21 protein-coding genes are annotated in these 20,861 nt (G+C 56.4%); 10 read left to right on the top strand and 11 right to left on the bottom strand.

All coding sequences use genetic code 11. The features are described from left to right. The first annotated feature begins 12 nt into the window (after positions 1–12). Entirely contained in the window at positions 13–732 is a 720-nt protein-coding gene (gene pnuC / locus ACOTX7_RS05460; RefSeq protein WP_221257095.1) for a nicotinamide riboside transporter PnuC, read from the top strand. Here the strand turns inward: pnuC and zitB are convergent. Both zitB and ACOTX7_RS05450 read right to left on the bottom strand, forming a co-directional pair. Beyond that, complete coding sequence (zitB, locus tag ACOTX7_RS05455; protein ID WP_047354249.1) at positions 729–1,667, bottom strand: CDF family zinc transporter ZitB; 939 nt, start codon at positions 1,665–1,667, stop codon at positions 729–731. The two genes, pnuC and zitB, sit on opposite strands and share 4 nt — an antisense overlap. A gap of 99 nt (positions 1,668–1,766) precedes the next feature. After that, positions 1,767–2,126, bottom strand: a complete 360-nt coding sequence (locus ACOTX7_RS05450) for a protein YbgS (protein WP_032673578.1) — start codon at positions 2,124–2,126, stop codon at positions 1,767–1,769. 304 nt (positions 2,127–2,430) lie between these two features. Between ACOTX7_RS05450 and aroG the strand changes: the two genes are divergently transcribed. Continuing rightward, positions 2,431–3,483: a 3-deoxy-7-phosphoheptulonate synthase AroG gene (gene aroG, locus ACOTX7_RS05445; RefSeq protein WP_006809558.1), complete on the top strand. Its 1,053-nt coding sequence runs from the start codon at positions 2,431–2,433 to the stop codon at positions 3,481–3,483. 61 nt (positions 3,484–3,544) lie between these two features. On the opposite strand, the gene gpmA is transcribed toward aroG, so the two are convergent. The 7 genes from gpmA to modE form a co-directional block, all read right to left on the bottom strand. Beyond that, positions 3,545–4,297 carry a 2,3-diphosphoglycerate-dependent phosphoglycerate mutase gene (gene gpmA, locus ACOTX7_RS05440; protein ID WP_006809557.1) on the bottom strand — a complete coding sequence of 251 codons (753 nt, stop codon included), beginning with the start codon at positions 4,295–4,297 and terminating at the stop codon, positions 3,545–3,547. A 273-nt stretch (positions 4,298–4,570) separates the two neighbouring features. Continuing rightward, positions 4,571–5,614, bottom strand: coding sequence for a galactose-1-epimerase (galM, locus tag ACOTX7_RS05435; protein WP_221257097.1), 1,044 nt, complete (start codon positions 5,612–5,614; stop codon positions 4,571–4,573). Continuing rightward, entirely contained in the window at positions 5,608–6,756 is a 1,149-nt protein-coding gene (galK, locus tag ACOTX7_RS05430; RefSeq protein WP_221257098.1) for a galactokinase, read from the bottom strand. Before galK ends, galM begins: the two co-directional genes overlap by 7 nt. A gap of 3 nt (positions 6,757–6,759) precedes the next feature. Next, a complete protein-coding gene (galT, locus tag ACOTX7_RS05425) occupies positions 6,760–7,806 on the bottom strand; it encodes a galactose-1-phosphate uridylyltransferase (RefSeq protein ID WP_221257099.1) in 1,047 nt (348 codons plus the stop codon). A gap of 9 nt (positions 7,807–7,815) precedes the next feature. Beyond that, the gene (gene galE / locus ACOTX7_RS05420; protein WP_032673576.1) at positions 7,816–8,832 is read right to left on the bottom strand and encodes a UDP-glucose 4-epimerase GalE; all 1,017 of its coding nucleotides are present in this window, start codon (positions 8,830–8,832) and stop codon (positions 7,816–7,818) included. 201 nt (positions 8,833–9,033) lie between these two features. After that, positions 9,034–10,506: a molybdate ABC transporter ATP-binding protein ModF gene (gene modF / locus ACOTX7_RS05415; RefSeq protein ID WP_221257100.1), complete on the bottom strand. Its 1,473-nt coding sequence runs from the start codon at positions 10,504–10,506 to the stop codon at positions 9,034–9,036. Positions 10,507–10,573: 67 nt separating this feature from the next. Beyond that, a complete protein-coding gene (gene modE, locus ACOTX7_RS05410; RefSeq protein WP_221257101.1) occupies positions 10,574–11,362 on the bottom strand; it encodes a molybdenum-dependent transcriptional regulator in 789 nt (262 codons plus the stop codon). A 127-nt stretch (positions 11,363–11,489) separates the two neighbouring features. Here modE and ACOTX7_RS05405 point away from each other — a divergent pair, with 127 nt between their 5' ends. The 4 genes from ACOTX7_RS05405 to modC all read left to right on the top strand — a co-directional run bounded on the left by ACOTX7_RS05405 (position 11,490) and on the right by modC (position 14,344). After that, positions 11,490–11,642 (top strand): AcrZ family multidrug efflux pump-associated protein, encoded by a 153-nt coding sequence (locus tag ACOTX7_RS05405; protein WP_003858549.1) that lies wholly within the window; start codon positions 11,490–11,492, stop codon positions 11,640–11,642. Positions 11,643–11,820: 178 nt separating this feature from the next. Next, on the top strand, positions 11,821–12,597 hold the full coding sequence (gene modA / locus ACOTX7_RS05400) for a molybdate ABC transporter substrate-binding protein (protein ID WP_006809549.1): 777 nt from the start codon (positions 11,821–11,823) through the stop codon (positions 12,595–12,597). Beyond that, positions 12,594–13,286 (top strand): molybdate ABC transporter permease subunit, encoded by a 693-nt coding sequence (gene modB, locus ACOTX7_RS05395; RefSeq protein ID WP_006809548.1) that lies wholly within the window; start codon positions 12,594–12,596, stop codon positions 13,284–13,286. Before modA ends, modB begins: the two co-directional genes overlap by 4 nt. After that, a complete protein-coding gene (gene modC / locus ACOTX7_RS05390; RefSeq protein WP_006809547.1) occupies positions 13,286–14,344 on the top strand; it encodes a molybdenum ABC transporter ATP-binding protein ModC in 1,059 nt (352 codons plus the stop codon). Before modB ends, modC begins: the two co-directional genes overlap by 1 nt. Here modC and ACOTX7_RS05385 read toward each other — a convergent pair whose 3' ends face one another. Then, complete coding sequence (locus ACOTX7_RS05385) at positions 14,345–15,163, bottom strand: pyridoxal phosphatase (protein ID WP_221257102.1); 819 nt, start codon at positions 15,161–15,163, stop codon at positions 14,345–14,347. It lies immediately after the preceding gene. 119 nt (positions 15,164–15,282) lie between these two features. Between ACOTX7_RS05385 and pgl the strand changes: the two genes are divergently transcribed. Then, entirely contained in the window at positions 15,283–16,278 is a 996-nt protein-coding gene (gene pgl / locus ACOTX7_RS05380) for a 6-phosphogluconolactonase (RefSeq protein ID WP_023305719.1), read from the top strand. A gap of 103 nt (positions 16,279–16,381) precedes the next feature. On the opposite strand, the gene ACOTX7_RS05375 is transcribed toward pgl, so the two are convergent. After that, positions 16,382–17,665: a putative acyl-CoA thioester hydrolase gene (locus ACOTX7_RS05375; RefSeq protein WP_221257103.1), complete on the bottom strand. Its 1,284-nt coding sequence runs from the start codon at positions 17,663–17,665 to the stop codon at positions 16,382–16,384. A gap of 223 nt (positions 17,666–17,888) precedes the next feature. Between ACOTX7_RS05375 and hutI the strand changes: the two genes are divergently transcribed. The 3 genes from hutI to ACOTX7_RS05360 are packed head-to-tail and all read left to right on the top strand — an operon-like array spanning position 17,889 to position 20,801. Next, complete coding sequence (hutI, locus tag ACOTX7_RS05370; protein WP_221257104.1) at positions 17,889–19,112, top strand: imidazolonepropionase; 1,224 nt, start codon at positions 17,889–17,891, stop codon at positions 19,110–19,112. Then, the gene (gene hutG, locus ACOTX7_RS05365) at positions 19,109–20,047 is read left to right on the top strand and encodes a formimidoylglutamase (protein WP_221257105.1); all 939 of its coding nucleotides are present in this window, start codon (positions 19,109–19,111) and stop codon (positions 20,045–20,047) included. The genes hutI and hutG overlap by 4 nt, the downstream gene beginning before the upstream one ends. A gap of 19 nt (positions 20,048–20,066) precedes the next feature. Continuing rightward, entirely contained in the window at positions 20,067–20,801 is a 735-nt protein-coding gene (locus ACOTX7_RS05360; protein WP_047354259.1) for a histidine utilization repressor, read from the top strand. Positions 20,802–20,861 lie beyond the last annotated feature (60 nt).

Genomic DNA, 20,861 nt, shown 5'->3' with positions numbered 1-20,861 from the left:
CCCGGAGAAAAAATGGATTTTTTTAGCACACAGAACATCCTGGTTCATATCCCGATTGGTGCGGGCGGCTATGACCTGTCGTGGATTGAAGCGGTAGGGACGCTGGCCGGATTACTCTGTATCTGGCTGGCCAGCCTTGAGAAGATCAGCAACTATGCGTTCGGGCTGATTAACGTCACGCTGTTTGCGATTATCTTCTTCCAGATCCAGCTCTACGCCAGCCTGCTTCTACAGGTGTTCTTTTTCGCGGCCAATATCTATGGCTGGTATGCCTGGTCGCGGCAAAACAGTCAGCAGGAGGCGGAGCTACAAATCCGCTGGCTACCGTTGCCAAAAGCCATCGCCTGGTTCGCTGCCTGCGTGGTGGCTATTGGCTTTATGACGGTCTTTATTGATTCGGTATTTGCCTTCCTGACGCGCGTGGCGGTCTCGGTGATGTCGGGTCTGGGATTAAACGTGACGATGCCTGAACTTCAGCCGGATGCCTTCCCCTTCTGGGATTCCAGCATGATGGTGCTGTCGATTGCCGCGATGATCCTGATGACCCGTAAATACGTGGAGAACTGGCTGCTGTGGGTAGTCATTAACGTGATAAGCGTGGTGATTTTTGCCCGTCAGGGCGTGTATGCCATGTCGCTGGAGTACATGCTGCTGACCTTCATTGCCCTGAACGGCAGCCGTATGTGGATTAACAGCGCGCGTGAGCGTGGCTCTCGCGCGCTTTCCCGTTAATGGTGATGGGCATGTGAATGGCCGGACTGCGCCTCGTTCAGGTGACAGTCTGGCCCGTTACACGGCTGATACTCCATCTGAATGGTGGCGTGGGCAATTTCGTAGTGATGCTCAAGGAAGTGCTGAATACGCTCAAGCAACGCATCGTGATCGTGGGGCGGGATAACCTGAACGTGCAGCGTCATAAGCGGTTTCTCTCCCACCAGCCAGACGTGAACGTGGTGAACGTTACGAACTTCAGGAATGGAGCGACACAGATTGCGTTTTAGCTCGCCAATATCCAGCGACGTGGGAGCGCCTTCCAGCAACTCGTTAACACTCTCTTTCAATAGCCGCCAGGCACTGCGCAATACCAGGCACGATACCAGCACGGAAAGAATCGGGTCGATAGGGGTCCAGCCCGTGCCCATAATAATCAGCGCCGCTACGATGGCACCCACAGAACCCAGCAGATCGCCCAGCACATGAAGCGCCGCGGCCCGCACGTTCAGATTTTTTTCGCTGCTGCCGCGGTGCAATATCCAGAACGCCAGAATATTGGCGACCAACCCGGCAACGGCGATGACCATCATCGTTGTTCCGGCTACCGGTTGGGGATGCCGAAAGCGCTGAAAAGCCTCCCAGACGATAAGAATAGTAATCACCACCAGTGCAATCGCATTCACGAAGGCAGCAAGCGTGGTCAGTCTGAGCCAGCCAAAGGTGTGGCGGGCATTGGGAGGGCGACGGGCAAACTGCACGGCCAGCAGAGCAAACAGGAGCGCGGCAGCGTCAGTCAGCATATGCCCGGCATCGGCCAGCAGCGCCAGAGAGCCGGATATCAGCCCGCCGATCACTTCTATGATCATAAAGGTGGCGGTGACGCCGAAGGCCAGCAGAAGCCGTTTGGCATTTTCATCGCCAGCAGCGGGAGGATGGGAGTGGGAGTGCGCCATGGTATCGTTCCTGATTTATTATTATTTTTAGTGTAGCGTTTTTAAGAGCTTAAATAAAAAAGGAGAGCATTCGCTCTCCCTCTTTTACCTTACAGAAGGTTACTGAGTCGTACCGTCTGTTTTGGTATCGGCATCGCTGCCCACTTTGTCATTCGGGTCCGGGCATTTGCCGTCTTTACACATTGAGTTTTTATGAACCTCGTCAGTGCTCATACCGTCATGATTCATCGTGCCGGTGTTCGTACCGCCGGTATTGGTATTGCCCGTGTTGATATTGTTGTTATCAACATTATTCGGCGCAATATTCTGTTTTGCGTCCGGCGCAACTTGGCCCGCTTCGGCAGCGGCATTCGCGTCGCCGTTGCTGCCGGAAGAGCCGGTATCGGCTGCCAGTACGCTACCGCTTGCCAGGGTAAGGGTTGCCGTCAGGAAAAGCGTAGTCAGTTTCGTCATTTTCATCATGGTGCTCCTGTTCTTATCGTTACGCTGGATAACATTCTCCAACAGTGCATCTTGTTCAGTGGCGAAAGATCCCAGTTTCCCGAGTTATGTCAGGATGGAATCGCGTAGAAATATTTAAATTCAGTCGTTACAAGTAAAAAGTTTAGGCCAGATCTCATTTTTCGCTATTTTGTTGCGTATTTTAGCTGAATTCCAGGAATTATCTGCGTGAAGTGTAAAAGCCCGTTTACACTTCGGGGCCGACAAGTTAGATTGAAAGCATTGCTTTCATTACTAAAGATATGGCAGAGCCGGAAAGAAGATGAATTATCAGAACGACGATTTACGCATTAAAGAGATCAATGAGTTATTACCTCCCGTAGCGCTCCTTGAAAAATTCCCCGCCACCGAAAATGCCGCCAACACGGTGTCTCATGCCCGCAAGGCGATCCACAAGATCCTCAAAGGGAGCGACGATCGTCTTCTGGTGGTGATTGGCCCATGCTCCATTCACGATCCTGCTGCGGCCAAAGAGTATGCGTCGCGTCTGCTGGCCCTGCGTGAGGAGTTGAAAGACGAACTGGAAATCGTGATGCGCGTTTATTTCGAAAAACCGCGTACCACCGTGGGCTGGAAAGGGCTGATCAACGATCCGCACATGGACAACAGTTTCCAGATCAACGACGGCCTGCGTATTGCGCGTAAGCTGCTGCTGGAAATTAACGACAGCGGGCTGCCTGCTGCCGGTGAATTCCTCGATATGATCACCCCGCAGTATCTGGCAGACCTGATGAGCTGGGGCGCTATTGGCGCGCGTACGACTGAATCTCAGGTGCACCGCGAGCTGGCGTCTGGCCTGTCATGCCCGGTGGGTTTCAAAAATGGCACTGATGGCACTATTAAGGTCGCCATTGATGCCATCAATGCGGCTGGCGCGCCGCACTGCTTCCTGTCGGTGACCAAGTGGGGCCACTCGGCTATCGTGAACACCAGCGGTAACGGCGATTGCCATATCATTCTGCGCGGCGGTAAAGAGCCTAACTACAGCGCTAAACACGTGGCAGAGGTGAAGGCCGGGCTGGAAAAAGCAGGTCTGCCGCCGCAGGTGATGATCGACTTCAGCCATGCGAATTCCAGCAAACAGTTCAAAAAGCAGATGGAAGTCGGCGCAGATGTTTGTCAGCAAATCGCCAGCGGTGAACGCGCAGTGATTGGGGTAATGATTGAGAGCCATCTGGTGGAAGGCAACCAGAACCTGGAGGGCAGCGAGCCGCTGGTCTACGGTAAGAGCGTGACGGATGCCTGCATTGGCTGGGACGATACCGATGCGATCCTCCGTCAGCTGGCGGATGCGGTAAAAGCGCGTCGCGGCTAAGTTTGTCGCGGGCAATAAAAAAGCGTGGATTGCTCCACGCTTTTTTTATGTCTGGCGAATATTACTTCGCTTTACCCTGGTTCGCCACGGCCGCCGCTTTTGCAGCGATTTCGTCGGCGTTACCCAGGTAGTAATGTTTAACTGGCTTGAAGTTTTCGTCGAACTCGTACACCAGCGGCACGCCGGTAGGGATGTTCAGCTCGAGGATCTCATCTTCGCCCATGTTGTCCAGGTATTTCACCAGCGCACGCAGGGAGTTACCGTGAGCAGCGATAATGACGCGCTCGCCGCTTTTCAGGCGTGGCAGAATGGTTTCGTTCCAGTAAGGCACAACGCGGTCGATGGTCAGCGCCAGGCTTTCGGTCTGCGGCAGTTCAGCCTCAGTCAGCTTCGCGTAACGCGGATCGTGACCCGGGTAGCGCTCGTCATCTTTGCTCAGCTCTGGAGGCGTGACTGCAAAACCACGACGCCACTGCTTAACCTGCTCGTCACCGTATTTTTCTGCGGTTTCCGCTTTGTTCAGACCTTGCAGCGCACCGTAGTGACGCTCGTTCAGTTTCCAGGATTTCTCAACCGGCAGCCAGGCCTGATCCAGCTCGTCCAGAACGTTCCACAGGGTATGGATGGCACGTTTCAGCACAGAGGTGTAAGCAAAGTCAAAGGTGAAGCCTTCTTCTTTCAGCAGCTTACCTGCCGCTTTTGCTTCGCTCACGCCTTTCTCGGACAGATCAACGTCATACCAACCGGTGAAGCGGTTTTCGTTGTTCCACTGGCTTTCGCCGTGGCGCACCAGGACAAGCTTAGTATTAGCCATTTCTTACTCCTCAAGCATTTTGAATGATAACAATTCTCATTATATTGCCGTGACTGTGCCAGCAGCAACGCTTAACCCTAACCATAGCGAAAATAGTTCGAGAGTGTAAGATGCATGTGAATCAAGGGTTATGATTTTGTCTGCGATCGCCGCTATTTTCAGCAAGCGGAGCAGAAAAAAGCCCTCGTCGGGAGGGCTGGCTTTTTTGCCGGATGGCGCTTCGCTTATCCGGCCTTCATTCGCAGGCCCGCACATGCGTAGCGCCGCCGGACATTAAGCGCGCGGAATGAAATGATACTCGGTGACGCTCACGTACTCTTCACCCGGACGTAGCACGCAGTCCGGCTGCGGCCATTCAGGATGGTTAGGCGAGTCCGGCAGGAACTCGCTCTCCAGCGCCAGTCCTTGCCAGGCGCTGTAGGCGTCATGTTCACGCGCCGTTGTCCCCTCCAGAAAGTTACCGGAGTAGAACTGTAGGGCAGGGGCAGTGGTGTAGACCGTCATCTGTAACTTCTCATCAGCCGACCAGACCTGTGCGGCAGGTTGAGAAAGATCGCCTTTCGCCTGCAACAGGAAAGCGTGGTCGTAGCCTTTCACCTTACGCTGATCGTCATCATTGAGGAAATCCTGGGCGATGGTTTTCGGCTGGCGGAAATCAAAGCTATTACCGCTAACTGGCTTCAGCCCCTGATAAGGGATACCCATCTCATCGACCGGCAGATACGCGTCCGCTAGGATCTGAAGTTTGTGGCTGTGAACATCGGTCTGGTTGCCGTCAAGGTTGAAATAGGCGTGGTTGGTCAGGTTGACCGGGCACGGCTTGTCGACCGTGGCGCGGTACTCAATGGCGATGCGATTATCTTCAGTCAGGGTGAAGCGCGCGGTTGCGGTGAGATTGCCCGGGAAGCCCTGGTCTCCGTTGAGGGAGTCCAGAGAGAACCAGACCTCACCGTCATTTTGCTGCACAATCTTCCAGCGACGTTTATCAAATCCTTCCGGGCCGCCGTGCAGCTGATTTTCACCCTGGCTTGAAAGCAGGGAATACTCTACGCCGTCCAGCGTAAACCGGCTTCTGGCGATGCGGTTGGCGTAGCGGCCGATGGATGCGCCCAGAAACGCGGTCTGCTCGATATACTGCTCGGGCGATGCGCAGCCGAGCAAGGTTTCGCGCACGCTGCCGTCAGGCATCGGTACGCGGGCAGAAAGTAACGTTGCGCCCCAGTCCATCAGCGTAACCACCATCCCGGCGCTGTTGCGCAGGGTTAACAGGCGATACGGCAGACCATCCGGTGCGAGTGTAGGTGTTTCGTTTAGCACTGTCCGGCTCCTTGTGATGCTTTGCAGACATAGAAAGTTTCTTTGATGCCCGTTTTGGCTTCGTACTGTTTAGCCACGGCGTCCTGAATGGCAGGGACCAGCTCTTCCGGCACCAGGGCGACGACGCACCCGCCAAACCCACCGCCGGTCATACGTACGCCGCCTTTGTCGCCAATTGTGGCTTTTACAATTTCCACCAGGGTGTCAATTTGCGGCACGGTGATTTCGAAATCGTCACGCATTGAGGCATGCGATTCTGCCATCAGCTCGCCCATCCGTTTCAGATCACCTTTTGCCAGCGCGGAGGCGGCTTCTACGGTACGGGCATTTTCCGTCAGTATATGACGCACGCGCTTCGTGACAACCGGATCCAGCTCGTGAGCAACCTTGTTAAATTCATCAAGTGAGACATCACGCAGGGCTGGTTGCTGGAAGAAGCGCGCGCCGGTTTCGCACTGTTCGCGGCGGGTGTTGTACTCGCTGCCCACCAGGGTGCGTTTGAAGTTACTGTTGATGATCACCACCGCCGCACCTTTCGGCAGCGGAACCGCTTTGGTCCCGAGGGAGCGGCAGTCAATCAGCAAAGCATGTTCTTTCTTACCCAGCGCGGAAATCAGCTGATCCATAATGCCGCAGTTGCAGCCCACGAACTGGTTTTCCGCTTCCTGACCGTTGAGGGCGATCTGCGCCCCGTCCAGCGGCAGATGATAAAGCTGCTGGAACACGGTGCCGACCGCCACTTCCAGTGATGCAGAAGAGCTTAATCCCGCCCCCTGCGGCACGTTGCCGCTGATCACCAGATCGGCCCCGCCGAAATTCTTGTTACGCTTTTGCAGGTGCTTCACCACGCCGCGAACATAGTTCGACCACTGCTGGCTGTCGTGGGTTACGATCGGCGCATCGAGAGAAAATTCGTCAATTTCGTTGTCGTAATCCGTAGCGATCACCCGCACGTGACGATCGTCGCGTTTCGCACAGCTGATCACCGTCTGGTAGTCGATGGCACAGGGCAGGACAAAACCGTCGTTATAGTCGGTGTGCTCGCCGATCAGATTAACGCGGCCTGGCGCCTGGATAACATGGGTGGCAGGGTAGCCAAATTTCTCAGCAAACAGGGATTGTGTTTTATCTTTCAGACTCATTTTTTAGACTCCTGATTCGCGATAATGGACGTCGCTAACGGCACGCAGACGTTCTGCCGCCTGTTCCGCCGTCAGGTCACGCTGGGTTTCCGCCAGCATTTCATAGCCCACCATGAATTTACGTACCGTCGCAGAACGCAGCAGCGGCGGGTAGAAGTGTGCATGTAACTGCCAGTGTTGATTCTCTTCGCCGTTAAACGGCGCGCCGTGCCAGCCCATGGAGTAGGGGAAAGAGCTCTGGAAGAGGTTGTCGTAACGGCTGGTCAGTTTTTTTAGCGCCAGCGCAAGGTCGTCACGCTGGGCGTCGTTGAGGTCCGCGATGCGCTGAACATGGGCTTTAGGCAGTAACAGCGTCTCAAACGGCCACGCCGCCCAGTAAGGGACTACCGCAAGCCAGTGCGCGGTTTCCACCACGGTACGGCTGCCATCCGCCAGCTCACGCTGGGTGTAATCCACCAGCATCGGCGAACCGTTCTCGGTGAAATACGCTTTTTGCAGTCGGTCTTCACGCTCGGCTTCATTTGGCAGGAAGCTGTTCGCCCAAATCTGACCGTGCGGATGGGGGTTTGAGCACCCCATCGCCGCGCCTTTATTTTCAAACACCTGCACCCACGGGTAGGTCTGGCCCAGCTCCGCCGTTTGCGTTTGCCAGGTAGTAACCACCTCTTTCAACGCCTCAACGCTCAGCTCCGGCAGCGTTTTGCTGTGATCGGGAGAGAAGCAGATCACGCGGCTGGTACCGCGGGCGCTTTCGCAGCGCATCAGCGGATCGTGGCTTTCCGGCGCGTCCGGCGTATCGGTCATCAGCGCGGCAAAGTCGTTAGTAAAAACGAAAGTGCCTGTGTAATCGGGGTTTTTATCGCCCGTCACGCGCGTATTGCCTGGACAGAGGAAGCAGTCCGGATCGTGCTGATGCAGCGTCTGTTTGGCAGGCGTCTCTTGCGCCCCCTGCCAGGGGCGCTTGGCGCGATGCGGTGAAACCAAAATCCATTGCCCGCTGAGCGGGTTAAAACGACGATGGGGGTGATCGACGGGATTGAATTTCGTCATGACAAATCCTTAGTCCGGATACCCCTGCGGATGGCGTGACTGCCAGTGCCAGGTATCCTGTGCCATTTCATCAAGCGTGCGGGTGACACGCCAGTTAAGCTCTTTATCCGCTTTGGTGGCATCGGCCCAGTAAGCCGGGAGGTCGCCGTCACGGCGGGGCGCGAAGTGATAATTCACCGGCTTGCCGCAGGCTTTACTGAAGGCATTCACCACATCCAGTACGCTACTGCCGATCCCGGCGCCGAGGTTGTAAATATGCACGCCCGGTTTATCTGCCAGCTGCTGCATTGCCGCCACGTGGCCGTCGGCCAGATCCATCACGTGAATGTAATCGCGTACGCCGGTGCCATCTTCGGTGGGATAATCGTTACCAAAAATCGCCAGGGATTCGCGACGCCCTACGGCAACCTGCGCGATATAGGGCATCAGGTTATTAGGAATGCCCTGCGGATCTTCGCCCATATCCCCTGACGGATGCGCGCCAACCGGGTTGAAGTAGCGCAGCAGCGCGATGCTCCACTCCGGCTGGGCTTTTTGCAGGTCGGTGAGGATCTGCTCCACCATCAACTTACTTTTGCCGTACGGACTTTGCGGCGTACCGGTCGGGAAGCTTTCAACGTAAGGGATTTTTGGCTGATCGCCGTAGACGGTGGCGGAGGAGCTGAAGATAAAGTTTTTCACGTTCGCCGCACGCATGGCGGAGATCAGGCGCAGGGTACCGTTGACGTTGTTGTCATAGTACTCAAGCGGTTTTGCCACCGATTCGCCAACCGCTTTCAGGCCGGCGAAGTGGATAACGGTTTCAATCGCGTGATCGTGAAGGATTTCCGTCATCAACGCTTCATTGCGGATGTCGCCTTCCACGAAAGTCGGCTGTTTACCCGAAAGGCGTTCAATGACCGGCAGCACGCTGCGCTTACTGTTGCACAGGTTATCAAGAATGACGACATCGTGGCCGCTTTGCAGCAGTTGCACACAGGTATGACTTCCTATGTAACCGCTACCACCTGTTACCAGAACTCGCATATTTCGCTCCATTAGGCTTATGGTATGAATTAACCATAGCATATCAGAGACGCGAAAAGTGTGACATGGGATAAAATAGTGGTATCGTTTACACTGGTTTTCACACCCGCTTTTTAAAAGAGTGAGTGCATTGTAGATCAAAGAGATAGAGATGTGTTGTTGCAGGTTGTCTGAAAAGCGGAGGGCAGCGCCCTCCAGAGGTTAATCGATTTTGCTTAGCAGGTAGCGGTAATGCTCGCCGTCCGGGACAAATTCCAGCCGATGGGTGATGCAGGATGGCGCATCCTCCGCATGGTGGGACACAAACAGCAGCTGGGTTTCACCTTCGCTAATCAGGATATCCACAAAGCGGCGGATCAGCTGACGGTTAAGCGGATCCAGCCCCTGCAACGGCTCGTCCAGAATCAGTAGCGTAGGGTGTTTGACCAGCGCGCGGACGATCAGTGCCAGCCGCTGCTGCCCCCACGACAGGCTGTGGAATGGCGCATCGGCTATCCGATTATCCATGCCCAGAATATCCAGCCACTGCTGCGCCAGCTTGTGCTGCTTGTCGGATACCGCCTGATAAATACCGATAGAGTCAAAGAAGCCAGAGAGGATCACGTTTCGCACCGAGGTGCTCACCCGGTAGTCCAGATGCAGGCTGCTGCTGACATAGCCGATGTGCTTTTTGATGTCCCAGATGGTTTCCCCGCTGCCGCGCCGACGGCCAAAGAGGGTCAGATCGTTGCTGTATCCCTGCGGGTGATCGCCGGTGATCAGGCTCAGCAGCGTGGATTTACCCGCCCCGTTAGGGCCGACGATCTGCCAGTGCTCGCCAGGATTAACCTTCCAGCTGAGGTGATGAAGAATAGGGCGATCGTCGTAAGCAACCACCCCGTCGCGTAGCACAATGCGCGGCTGAGCGGGATCCAGCCCGTGGCGTGCCGAAGGCGCATCCGGCTCCGGCAGGGCGATACCGTCCAGTTTTTCACTGTGCGCCAGCTGTGCAATCAGCGCCTGCCGCAGCAGCACGGCTTTCTCGCCGGTTTCGGTCAGGCTACAGTCTGCCAGCACGCCCGCATAGTGTACGAAATCCGGGATCTCATCAAAGCGGTTAAGGACCAGTACAAGGGTGTATCCCTGCTGGTTGAGCGTCGCCAGCAATGCTGCCAGCTGCGCGCGGGACTGCACATCCAGCCCGTCAAAGGGTTCATCCAGGATCAGGAGTTCCGGCTCGCTCATCAGCGCCTGGCACAGCAGCGTTTTGCGCGTCTCGCCGGTAGAGAGGTATTTGAAGCGACGGTTAAGCAGGGCGGTAATGCCAAATTGCTCCGCCAGCTGCTGGCAGCGGGCAGGATCTTTTATCTCATCCTGGATAATTTCCGCCGTCGTGCGGCCGGTATCTTCTTCGCCGGGGCTGAGCAAATCGGTATTGTTACGCTGCCACTCATCGCTGACCAGCTTTTGCAGCTGTTCAAAGGAAAGGCGCGTCAGCCGGGTAAAGGTGCACCGGCGTTCACCCTTCAGCTGGGTTAATTCACCCGCCAGAGCGCGGGCCAGCGCCGATTTTCCGCTGCCGTTCGTGCCCACAAACGCCCAACTTTCTCCGGCGCGCAGGGTCAACTCTGGCAGCGTTAAGGTACGGGTATCGCTAAGACGAAACGTGCCTTGCGAAATATGCAATGATGGCATGTGTTATCCCATTTTTTGCAGCAACAGATGTCAGGGATACTCACTGTTAGCAGGGTTGTCAATGCGCTTAGCACAATGTGGCGATAATTACCCGGTCTGCATTGAAATATGCGGTCACCACAGCACCTTCTTCTAATTCGGTGGCGTCGTTCACCGGCACGGTGGCGCAGAGCAGCTGTCCATCCGGCAGGGTCATCAGCACTTCACACTGTTCTGCACCGCGTTCGACGTGGCTGATACGTCCGCGTAGCTGGTTATCGGCTTCTGCGGCCTGCTCAGGATTAAGCGTGATGCTGATCCAGGGGGCTTTGAGTAATACCAGCACGTCCTTACCTTCGTTCAGCCCAAGGCGTTGACCACTTTGTGCGGTGATGGCGGCCTTCAGGCGCGTCGTGCCGTCCGCGAGCAGGATCTCAATATGCTCCTGCACCTGCGAATGGTCACGCCCGGTCACCGTACCAAACCACTGGTTACGGGCGCTGGTCTGCAAGGAGAAACGGGAGATGGCGCCCAGCAGGCTGTCCAGCGGCAGATTGTCGTCATCGCTCAACACATCAAATGCTTTTTGCTGGATCTGCGCCAGTAAATCGTAGAGCTGGATCAGACGTTGCCCGTAACGCGTCAACACGGCGCCGCCGCCGCCTTTCCCGCCGGTGGCGCGCTCCACCAGCGTGTGTTCGCTCAGGGTGTTCATGTCGTTAATCGCATCCCAGGCGCTTTTATAGCTGATGCCGGCGTTTTTGGCCCCCTGGCTAATCGAGCCAGTTTGTTCTATTTGTTTTAACAGGGCGATGCGCCGCGGATCGGCGAAAAGCTTCTGCTGAAGTCGTAGGGTGAGGAGAATTTCGGCCTGCATAACAGTGTCCTGGCAAAAAGGCTATTGTGACCCAAATGCCCGGGGGCGGAAAGCGCACCGCACAAAAGGGGATGTTTTTCTTACTTTTCAGGGTAGAATAAGCCGTTCACAAGATCTGGAGAAAACCATGTTAGAGTTGTTGAAAAGTCTGGTATTCGCGGTAATCATGGTGCCAGTAGTGATGGCTATCATCCTCGGTGCCATCTACGGCCTGGGTGAAGTGTTCAACGTCTTTTCGAACATTGGTCATCGTCGAGACCAGCCTAAAAAGCAGCAATGATTTCCTCCAAAACGCCCGGCCAGCCCGGGCGTTTTGCTCTCAAGTTTATCCCTCTCCCGCCGATATCTTTTACAACGTTCCTTGCGTTTACGCATTAATGGGTACGATTTAGCGCTAGGAACGCCTGCGATATATCGTTATATTTGTTTGTATATAACGATACGCACAGGAGATTCAAATGGCACGTTCATGGGTACGCCTTTTTGCAGGGGCAACGCTGACGCTCTCTCTCACCGGCCACGCGCTGGCGGATGAAGGAAAAATCACGGTCTTTGCGGCGGCGTCGCTGACTAACGCGATGCAGGATATTGCTGCGGTATACAAAAAAGAGAAAAACGTCGAGGTCGTCTCGTCGTTTGCCTCCTCGTCTACGCTGGCTCGCCAGATCGAAGCGGGGGCGCCTGCGGATCTGTTCATCTCTGCCGATCAGAAATGGATGGATTATGCGGTTGAGAAAAAGTCTGTTGAAACGGCTACCCGCGAAACGCTGCTGGGAAATAGCCTGGTGGTGGTCGCGCCCGTAAACGGTAAGCAGGGTGACATCGCCATTAACAAACAGACGGACTGGACCCGTCTGCTCAACGGCGGCCGTCTGGCGGTGGGCGACCCGGAGCATGTTCCTGCCGGGATTTATGCGAAAGAAGCGCTGCAAAAACTGGGCGCATGGGAGACCTTATCGCCGAAACTGGCCCCCGCAGAAGATGTGCGCGGCGCGCTGGCGCTGGTGGAGCGTAACGAAGCCCCACTCGGGATTGTTTACGGCTCCGATGCCGTCGCCAGTAAAGGTGTGAAGGTGGTAGGCACCTTCCCGGAAGACTCGCATAAGAAAGTGGAATATCCTGTTGCGATAGTTGATGGACATAAAAATGCGACCGTGACGGCCTTCGTTGACTACCTGAAGGGGCCGGAAGCGTCCGCTATCTTTAAACGTTACGGATTTACGACTCACGAATGATATTGACCGAACCTGAATGGCAGGCCGTGCTGCTGAGCCTGAAAGTCTCTTCCCTGGCGGTTGCGCTGAGTTTGCCCTTCGGGGTGTTCTTTGCCTGGTTACTGGTTCGCGTGAAGTTTCCAGGCAAAGCCCTGCTCGACAGTGTTCTCCATCTTCCGCTCGTCTTACCGCCTGTGGTGGTTGGATATCTGCTGCTGATCTCCATGGGGCGGCGCGGTTTCATTGGCGAATGGTTGTATGACTGGTTCGGCCTGACCTTTGCTTTCAGCTGGCGTGGTGCGGTGCTGGCCGCGGCGGTGATGTCCTTCCCGCTGATGGTGCGCGCTATCCGCCTGGCGCTGGAAGGGGTGGATATCCGGCTAGAGCAGGCCGCCCGCACGCTCGGCGCTGGCCGCTGGCGGGTCTTTCTCACCATCACGCTGCCGCTCACGCTACCGGGTATTATCGTCGGTACGGTGTTAGCCTTCGCCCGCTCGCTGGGCGAGTTTGGTGCGACTATCACCTTTGTGTCGAACATTCCCGGCGAGACGCGGACCATCCCGTCGGCCATGTATACCCTGATTCAGACGCCGGGCGGCGAAGGTGCGGCGGCCCGGCTGTGTATTATTTCGATTGTGCTCGCCCTGGTCTCGCTGCTGGTGTCCGAGTGGCTGGCGCGCCTCAGCCGTGAACGGATGGGGAAACCGTGATGCTGGAACTCAATTTTACGCAAACCCTGGGCAACCACACCCTGACGCTGAACGAAACGCTGCCTGCCAGCGGTATCACCGCCATTTTTGGCGTGTCCGGGGCAGGTAAAACGTCGCTGATTAATGCGATTAGCGGCCTGACGCGTCCCCAGTCTGGCCGTATTGTGTTAAATAACCGCGTCTTAAATGACGCGGAGAAGAAGGTCTGCCTGTCACCGGAAAAACGCCGCATCGGCTATGTGTTTCAGGATGCGCGCCTGTTTCCGCACTACAGCGTGCGCGGAAATCTGCGCTACGGCATGGCAAAAAGCATGGCCGGACAGTTTGATAAGCTGGTGGCGCTGCTGGGCATCGAACCGCTGCTGGATCGTCTGCCGTCGTCGCTGTCGGGGGGGGAAAAACAGCGCGTGGCAATTGGCCGCGCCCTGTTAACCGCGCCGGAGCTGTTGCTGCTGGATGAGCCGCTGGCCTCGCTGGATATTCCGCGCAAGCGCGAGCTGCTGCCGTACCTGCAACGTCTGGCGCGGGAAATCAACGTGCCAATGCTCTACGTCAGCCATTCGCTGGATGAGATCTTACATCTGGCCGACAAAGTGCTGGTGCTGGAAGCGGGCAGGGTGAAGGCATTCGGCAATCTGGAAGAGGTGTGGGGCAGCAGCGTTATGCATCCGTGGCTGCCAAAGGAGCAGCAGAGCAGCATTCTGAAGGTGAGCGTGCTGGAGCACCATCCACATTATGCGATGACCGCGCTGGCGCTGGGCGATCAGCATTTGTGGGTGAATAAAATCGATACGCCGATTCAGTCGACGTTACGGATCCGCATTCAGGCGTCGGACGTCTCCCTGGTGCTGCAACCGCCGCTGCAAACCAGTATCCGCAATATTTTGCGCGCAAAAGTGGCGCAGTGTTTTGATGATAACGGCCAGGTGGAAGTGCAGCTGGAGGTGGGCAGCAGAACGCTGTGGGCGCGCATCAGCCCGTGGGCCAGGGATGAGTTAGGCATCAAGCCTGGCCTGTGGCTTTACGCGCAAATCAAGAGCGTTTCCATCACCGCCTGATTACAGCAGGTGGGTATAAATATACTGCGCGATGCTGTCGGTGGTGTTATCGCCAATCACCACGTCAGCGCGCGCTTTCACCGCATCATCGGCATTGCCCATCGCCACGCCCGTTCCGGCCGCTTCCAGCATGCTGATGTCGTTATAGTTATCACCGAAGGCAATTACGTCCTGCATTGATCCGCCCTGCGATTCCACGAACTGGGTCAGGCGTTTGCCTTTGCTGTTGCCTTTGCGGGCAATATCCACCTGATCGTGCCAGGACCATTCACATTCCAGACCCAGCGTATGCTCGACATGTTTTGCGAAGGTATTCAGTTTGGCGGTGTCTTCATCGGTCAGGGCAAACTTCCAGATCGCCTCGACGTCTTCCGCCGCCTGGCGCAGGGAGGAAACCTGAGTGAACACCGGACGCTGCGCTTCCGGCAGTGACAGTGCCCAGTTGCTGGTGCGGATCACATGGCCGGTAGGACGCTCATAGACCATGGCGTTATCCACATACATCAGGCCGTGAATCGCGTGCTCATCCAGCAAATCAATCAATTGCAGCGCCTGCGTGACGGGAAGCGGATCGGAGGCTAAAACCTTTTTTGCCTGATAATCATACAAATAGGTGCCATTACAACAAATTGCAGGTGTATCTAAGCCCAGTGCCTGATAAAAAGGATGAATGGCTACGTGATGTCGACCCGTTACGATGAGGAGTTGATACCCCACTTCCTGGGCTCGTTTGAGGGCCTCAAGAGAAGAGGGGAGCAGGGTTTTCTGAGGGGTAAGCAGTGTTCCGTCTAAATCCAGGGCAATCACTCGCGAGGTCATTTTTTCTTCCGGGTTAATGTTGAATTTAAGGTCTGTCGGGATGGTACACCCAGAGCGGATCCCTGCAAAATCCCGAACTACAATTCAGCATTCACCGTTAAAAATAATCAGGAGTATTCATGAAACAAACCGTTTATACCGCCAGTCCTGAAAGTCAGCAGATCCATGTCTGGCGTTTGAATACAGAAGGTTCGCTTACGCTGGTTCAGGTTGTTGATGTGCCAGGCCAGGTACAGCCGATGGTCGTCAGCCCGGATAAACGTTTTCTTTATGTCGGCGTACGCCCGGAATTCCGCGTACTGGCATACCGCATCTCCCCGGATGACGGCGCGCTGACGTATACCGCAGAAGCCCCGCTGCCGGGCAGCCCAACCCATATTTCTACCGACCATAAAGGCAACTTTATCTTCAGCGGCTCCTACAATGCAGGCTGCGTGAGCGTCACGCGCCTGGAAGACGGTATTCCCGTTGAAACTGTCGACGTGGTAGAGGGGCTCGAAGGTTGCCACTCCGCCAACATTTCGCCGGATAACCGTACGCTGTGGGTGCCAGCGCTGAAGCAGGATCGCATCTGCCTGTTTACCCTGAGCGATGACGGCCATCTGGTCGCACAAAGCCCGGCGGAAGTCACCACCGTGGAAGGCGCAGGCCCGCGCCACATGGTCTTCCACCCGAATCAGCAGTATGCCTATGTCGTGAACGAGCTGAACAGTTCGGTAGACGTGTGGGAGCTGAACGATCCTAACGGGCAGATCGAGTGCGTACAGACGCTGGACATGATGCCAGCTGATTTCTCCGACACACGCTGGGCGGCAGATATTCACATCACGCCGGATGGTCGCCACCTGTATGCCTGTGACCGTACCTCCAGCCTTATCACCGTTTTCAGCGTCTCTGAGGATGGCAGCGTTCTGGCAGTTGAAGGCTTCCAGCCGACAGAAACCCAGCCGCGCGGCTTTAATGTCGATCACAGCGGCAAATACCTGATTGCGGCGGGGCAGAAATCCCACCATATCGCGCTCTATGAAATCAAGGGCGTGCAGGGGCTACTGGAAGAGAAAGGACGCTATGCGGTCGGACAAGGGCCAATGTGGGTTGTCATTAACGCGCACTGATCCGTAAACGAAAAAAAACCTCGCAAATGCGAGGTTTTTTTATGCGCGGTTACTGCATGGGCTAGGCCGGGTAAGGCGCAGCCGCCACCCGGCAAGATGCGCGTTACTGCTTCGGCTCAGCAACCACTTTGCTACCCAGTCCGCGGTTGTTGTATTCCCACATGCGGTTGAAATTAGCGTCGTTCAGGTTGCGCTGCACGTTCTCTTTATCATCCACCGTGCCGGTGTTGCCGGAGAATGGACGTTTTGAGATCGCCGCATCCGCCCACGGTTTCGCCATGTTGAAGCCTTCGTTAATCACGCTGTCGCGGATCACGACCTGGCCGTTAGTGGCGGAGTCTACGTCCAGAGAGCGACCGAGTTGCGCCACGCCATCGCCCGCTGCGGTAAAGCGGCTATTCACGGCCAGGAAACCATAGAACAGGTTGGATTGGGTCGCTGGCGCGAAGACGTAACCTTCCTGCTGCGTACGTGAATTCACCACGCGGAAGTCGGTGTTCTCAAACACCACCGCACCGCGACCGGAGACCATATCCACGTCGCCTTCAACGTAGCTGTTGGTCACCAGAGTGCGCGTCAGACGGTTGTTCTGAAGGGTGTTCTGCACGCCGCTGTTGGTCACGAAGAAGGTGTTCTGGCGGCCCAGAATATTGACGTTGTTAATCTGTATCTTGTCGCCATCGCTACGCAGCGCCACGGCCTGGTGATTACCGGCGTCAACGCTGTCGCCCAGGGTGTTCTGAATGGTCAGGTTCTGCAATTGCAGACCGTTGTTCTGCGACCAGAATACCGCCGAGCACATCACGCCAATGGTGGCGGCACGTTTGCGCTGGCAGTTATCAAACATATACCACGCCGGTTTCCCTGGCATGTATTTACCGGCCGGGTTCACCAGATGACGCCAGGTGGTGGTGTCGATCTCTGAATCAATCGCCAGACCAATTTTCACGTCGACCGCTTTTTCGCCCAGGCCGTAAAGCGTAATGCTTCCCGGTGCAGCCGGAACATAAACGGTGCCTTCGTAATCACCCGGCAGGATGGCAATGTACTGGCGGGATGCGCTGTGTTTGGTGATTGCGGCATCAACGGCTGCCTGAATAGAGGTGTGCGTGACGCCCTGCGCCCCAGCCGGGCCGACAACGAAGTCTGGCTGTTTCGGCAGGTTAATAGAAGAAGGCGTCCACGGAGCTGCATTAGGATCCATCGCCGAGAAGTAGTGCGCACGGGTGAAGTTCTTCGCTTCATCCGCTGACAGGATCGGACGGGAAGCGGTGCCCGGAGCAACCTGCTCAGAAGGTTGCTGATCCGGTGGTGTTGAACTGCAAGCGGATAAAGTCACGCCAAAGGCGAGTGCCAACGCCAGACGGGAAATCCTGGAAATAGTCAAGGTAATGCTCCTGGGTATGCAAGTCTTATCTGGATAGACGAAATAGCCTGCTTTTTTATACTAAGTTGAGCGAAACGGGAAGATAAAAAGGGGAAAAGTTGCATTTTTGCCCGGAGGCGACGGGAAAGTCATCACAAAAAAATAACATTTTCCCGCAAGGCGGTTGACAGCAGGCGACAGATGAAAATAAATGTCTATACAACCCATGACAAGTGGAAGGCACATGCAGCAGCTTCATCCCGATGATGTGATATGGCGAAATGCGCGACTGGCAACCCTGGCGACAGGTGAGCCGGAACCCTATGGCCTGAAAGAACACCATGCTCTCGTCGTGCGCGGCCAGACGATTCTGGCCGTTATTCCTGAATCAGAAATCCCCGCCGGGCATCGCCAGTGTGTCGATCTCGACGGGCGTCTGGTTACCCCTGGCCTTATCGATTGCCACACCCATCTGGTGTTCGGCGGCGATCGCGCAGCGGAATGGGAGCAACGGCTTAACGGGGTGTCGTATCAGACCATTAGCGCGCAGGGCGGCGGAATTAACGCCACGGTCACGGCCACCCGCAACAGTTCGCCGGAAACGCTCCTCGCGGTGGCGCAGCAGCGACTCCAGCGACTGATGAGTGAAGGCGTAACGACCGTTGAAATCAAATCGGGATACGGTCTGAATGCCGAAGCCGAAGAGAAAATGCTGCTGGTGGCCCGCCAGCTCAGCCTGAACAATCTGATTGATATCAGCCCGACGCTGCTGGCCGCGCACGCTGTTCCTGCCGAGTACCGACAGGATCCGGATGCCTATCTGGCGCTGGTCTGTGAGCAGATCATGCCCACGCTGTGGCAAAAAGAGTTATTTGAAGCGGTGGACGTGTTTTGTGAAAACGTTGGCTTTACCCCGACGCAAACCGAGCGCCTGTTCCGGGCCGCCACCGCGCTCGGCATCCCGGTAAAAGGGCATGTAGAGCAGCTGTCGAATCTGGGCGGCGCGGCGCTGGTCAGCCAGTATAAAGGGCTGTCGGCCGATCATATTGAGTATCTCGATGATGCAGGTATTCAGGCCATGGCGCAAAGCGGTACGGTGGCGGTACTGCTCCCCGGCGCGTTCTATTTTCTTCAGGAGCGCCAGCGTCCACCGGTGGCGCAGCTCAGAGAGCAGGGTGTGCCGATGGCGGTGGCCACTGACTACAACCCGGGAACGAGTCCGTTTGCCAGCCTGCATCTGGCGATGAACATGGCCTGCGTCCAGTTTGGCCTCACGCCGGAAGAGGCCTGGGCTGGCGTGACGCGGCATGCGGCGCAGGCGCTAGGACGCGGCGCGACGCACGGGCAGTTAAAGCCCGGTTATGTGGCTGATTTTGTCGTCTGGGAGGCGAATCATCCGGTTGAGATGGTTTACGAGCCGGGGCGAAATCCTTTATATCAACGTGTTTTTCGGGGGCAGGTAGCATGAAATTGTGGCATCCCGTCTCCCCGCAGGTCTGGCAGGGGCGTGACGACAGCGCCGAGTCCAGCACCGCGAAACGTCTCTTCCAGACCATACAGCAGCGCGAACACTTTGCACCTGCGTCGTCAGGCATCGCCCTGATGGGATTTGAATGTGATGAAGGGGTCAGGCGTAATCAGGGCAGACCCGGTGCAGCACAGGCGCCCGATGTGTTGCGCGGCGCGCTGGCGAATATGGCGAGCCATCAGGGGCATGAGCGTCTCGTGGATATGGGTTCTGTTTATGTTGAAGGCCACGCGCTGGAGGCGGCACAGCAGGCGCTGAGCGAGGCCATAACCGCGTGCCAGCAATCCGGGATGCGTACTCTGGTTTTCGGCGGTGGACATGAAACCGCCTGGGCGCACGGGCGCGGCGTGCTGGACGCCTTTCCGAACGAGCGCATTGCGGTGATCAACCTGGATGCGCACCTCGATTTACGCAAGGCTGAACGGGCGACGTCCGGCACGCCGTTCCGCCAGCTGGCGCACTACTGCGCGTCTCATTCGCGGGCGTTTCACTACGCCTGCCTGGGGGTAAGCCGTGCGGCGAATACCCAGGCGCTGTGGGAGGAAGCTGAGCGACTGAACGTGACGCTGGTTGAAGATCTTGATTTTCGCCGGGATGCGCTATCCTCACTGGATAACGTCCTTGCGCAGGCCGACCGGGTTTATCTCACCGTTGACCTTGATGTGCTGCCTGCCGCAGAAATGCCCGCCGTGTCTGCCCCTGCGGCGTTGGGGATCCCGGCGCTGGATCTGTTCCCGGTGATTGAGCGTATCTGCCGAAGCGGTAAACTACAGGCGGCGGATCTGGTGGAATTTAATCCGCACTACGATCGGGACGGACAGGGGGCGAAGCTTGCCGCCCGACTGGCCTGGCAAATTGCTCACTGGTGGGCATAAACACATTACAGGAGTCAGCATGTTTTCACGCTCACCGCAGCATCCCTCCAGCCCACCCGCACCTTTTTATGAGAAGGTGAAAAAGGCGATCAGCGAAAAAATTGCCGCTGGCGTCTGGCGTCCGCACGATCGTATTCCCTCCGAAGCGGAGCTGGTGGCGCAGTTTGGCTTTAGCCGCATGACCATCAATCGCGCACTGCGTGAGCTGACCGATGAAGGGCTGCTGGTGCGCCTGCAAGGGGTCGGAACCTTTGTGGCGGAGCCAAAAGGACAGTCGGCGCTGTTTGAAATCCGCAGCATTGCCGATGAGATTGCCGCCCGCAAGCATCAGCATCATTGCGAAGTGCTGGTGCTTGAAGAGACGCAGGCCAGCGCCGAGCAGGCCATCGAGCTGAACGTGAAAGAGGGCACCCGGATTTTCCATTCGGTGATGGTGCATTATGAGAACGACATTCCGGTCCAGATTGAAGATCGCTGCGTCAACGCGGAGCGGATACCGGACTATCTGGGCCAGGACTACACCCAAACCACGCCGCATGCGTATCTCTCGCTCGTCGCTCCGCTGACGGAAGGGGAGCATATCGTGGAGGCGGTGCGCGCCACGCCGCAGGAGTGTGAGTTGTTGCGTATTAAAGAGCACGATCCCTGCCTGCTGATCCGCCGTCGTACCTGGTCATCCTCGCAGATTGTGTCGCATGCGAAGCTGCTGTTCCCGGGGAACCGCTACCGGTTGCAGGGCCACTTTATGTCATAAATTTTATAAGCGTGATCGCTAACGCAATATAGCAAAATTGTATCTTTTTTGTTAAATCCG

This window comes from Enterobacter cloacae complex sp. IR5418 (assembly GCF_049238105.1).
Lineage (GTDB): Bacteria > Pseudomonadota > Gammaproteobacteria > Enterobacterales > Enterobacteriaceae > Enterobacter > Enterobacter hormaechei.
This window is presented reverse-complemented; position numbering and strand designations above follow the sequence as displayed.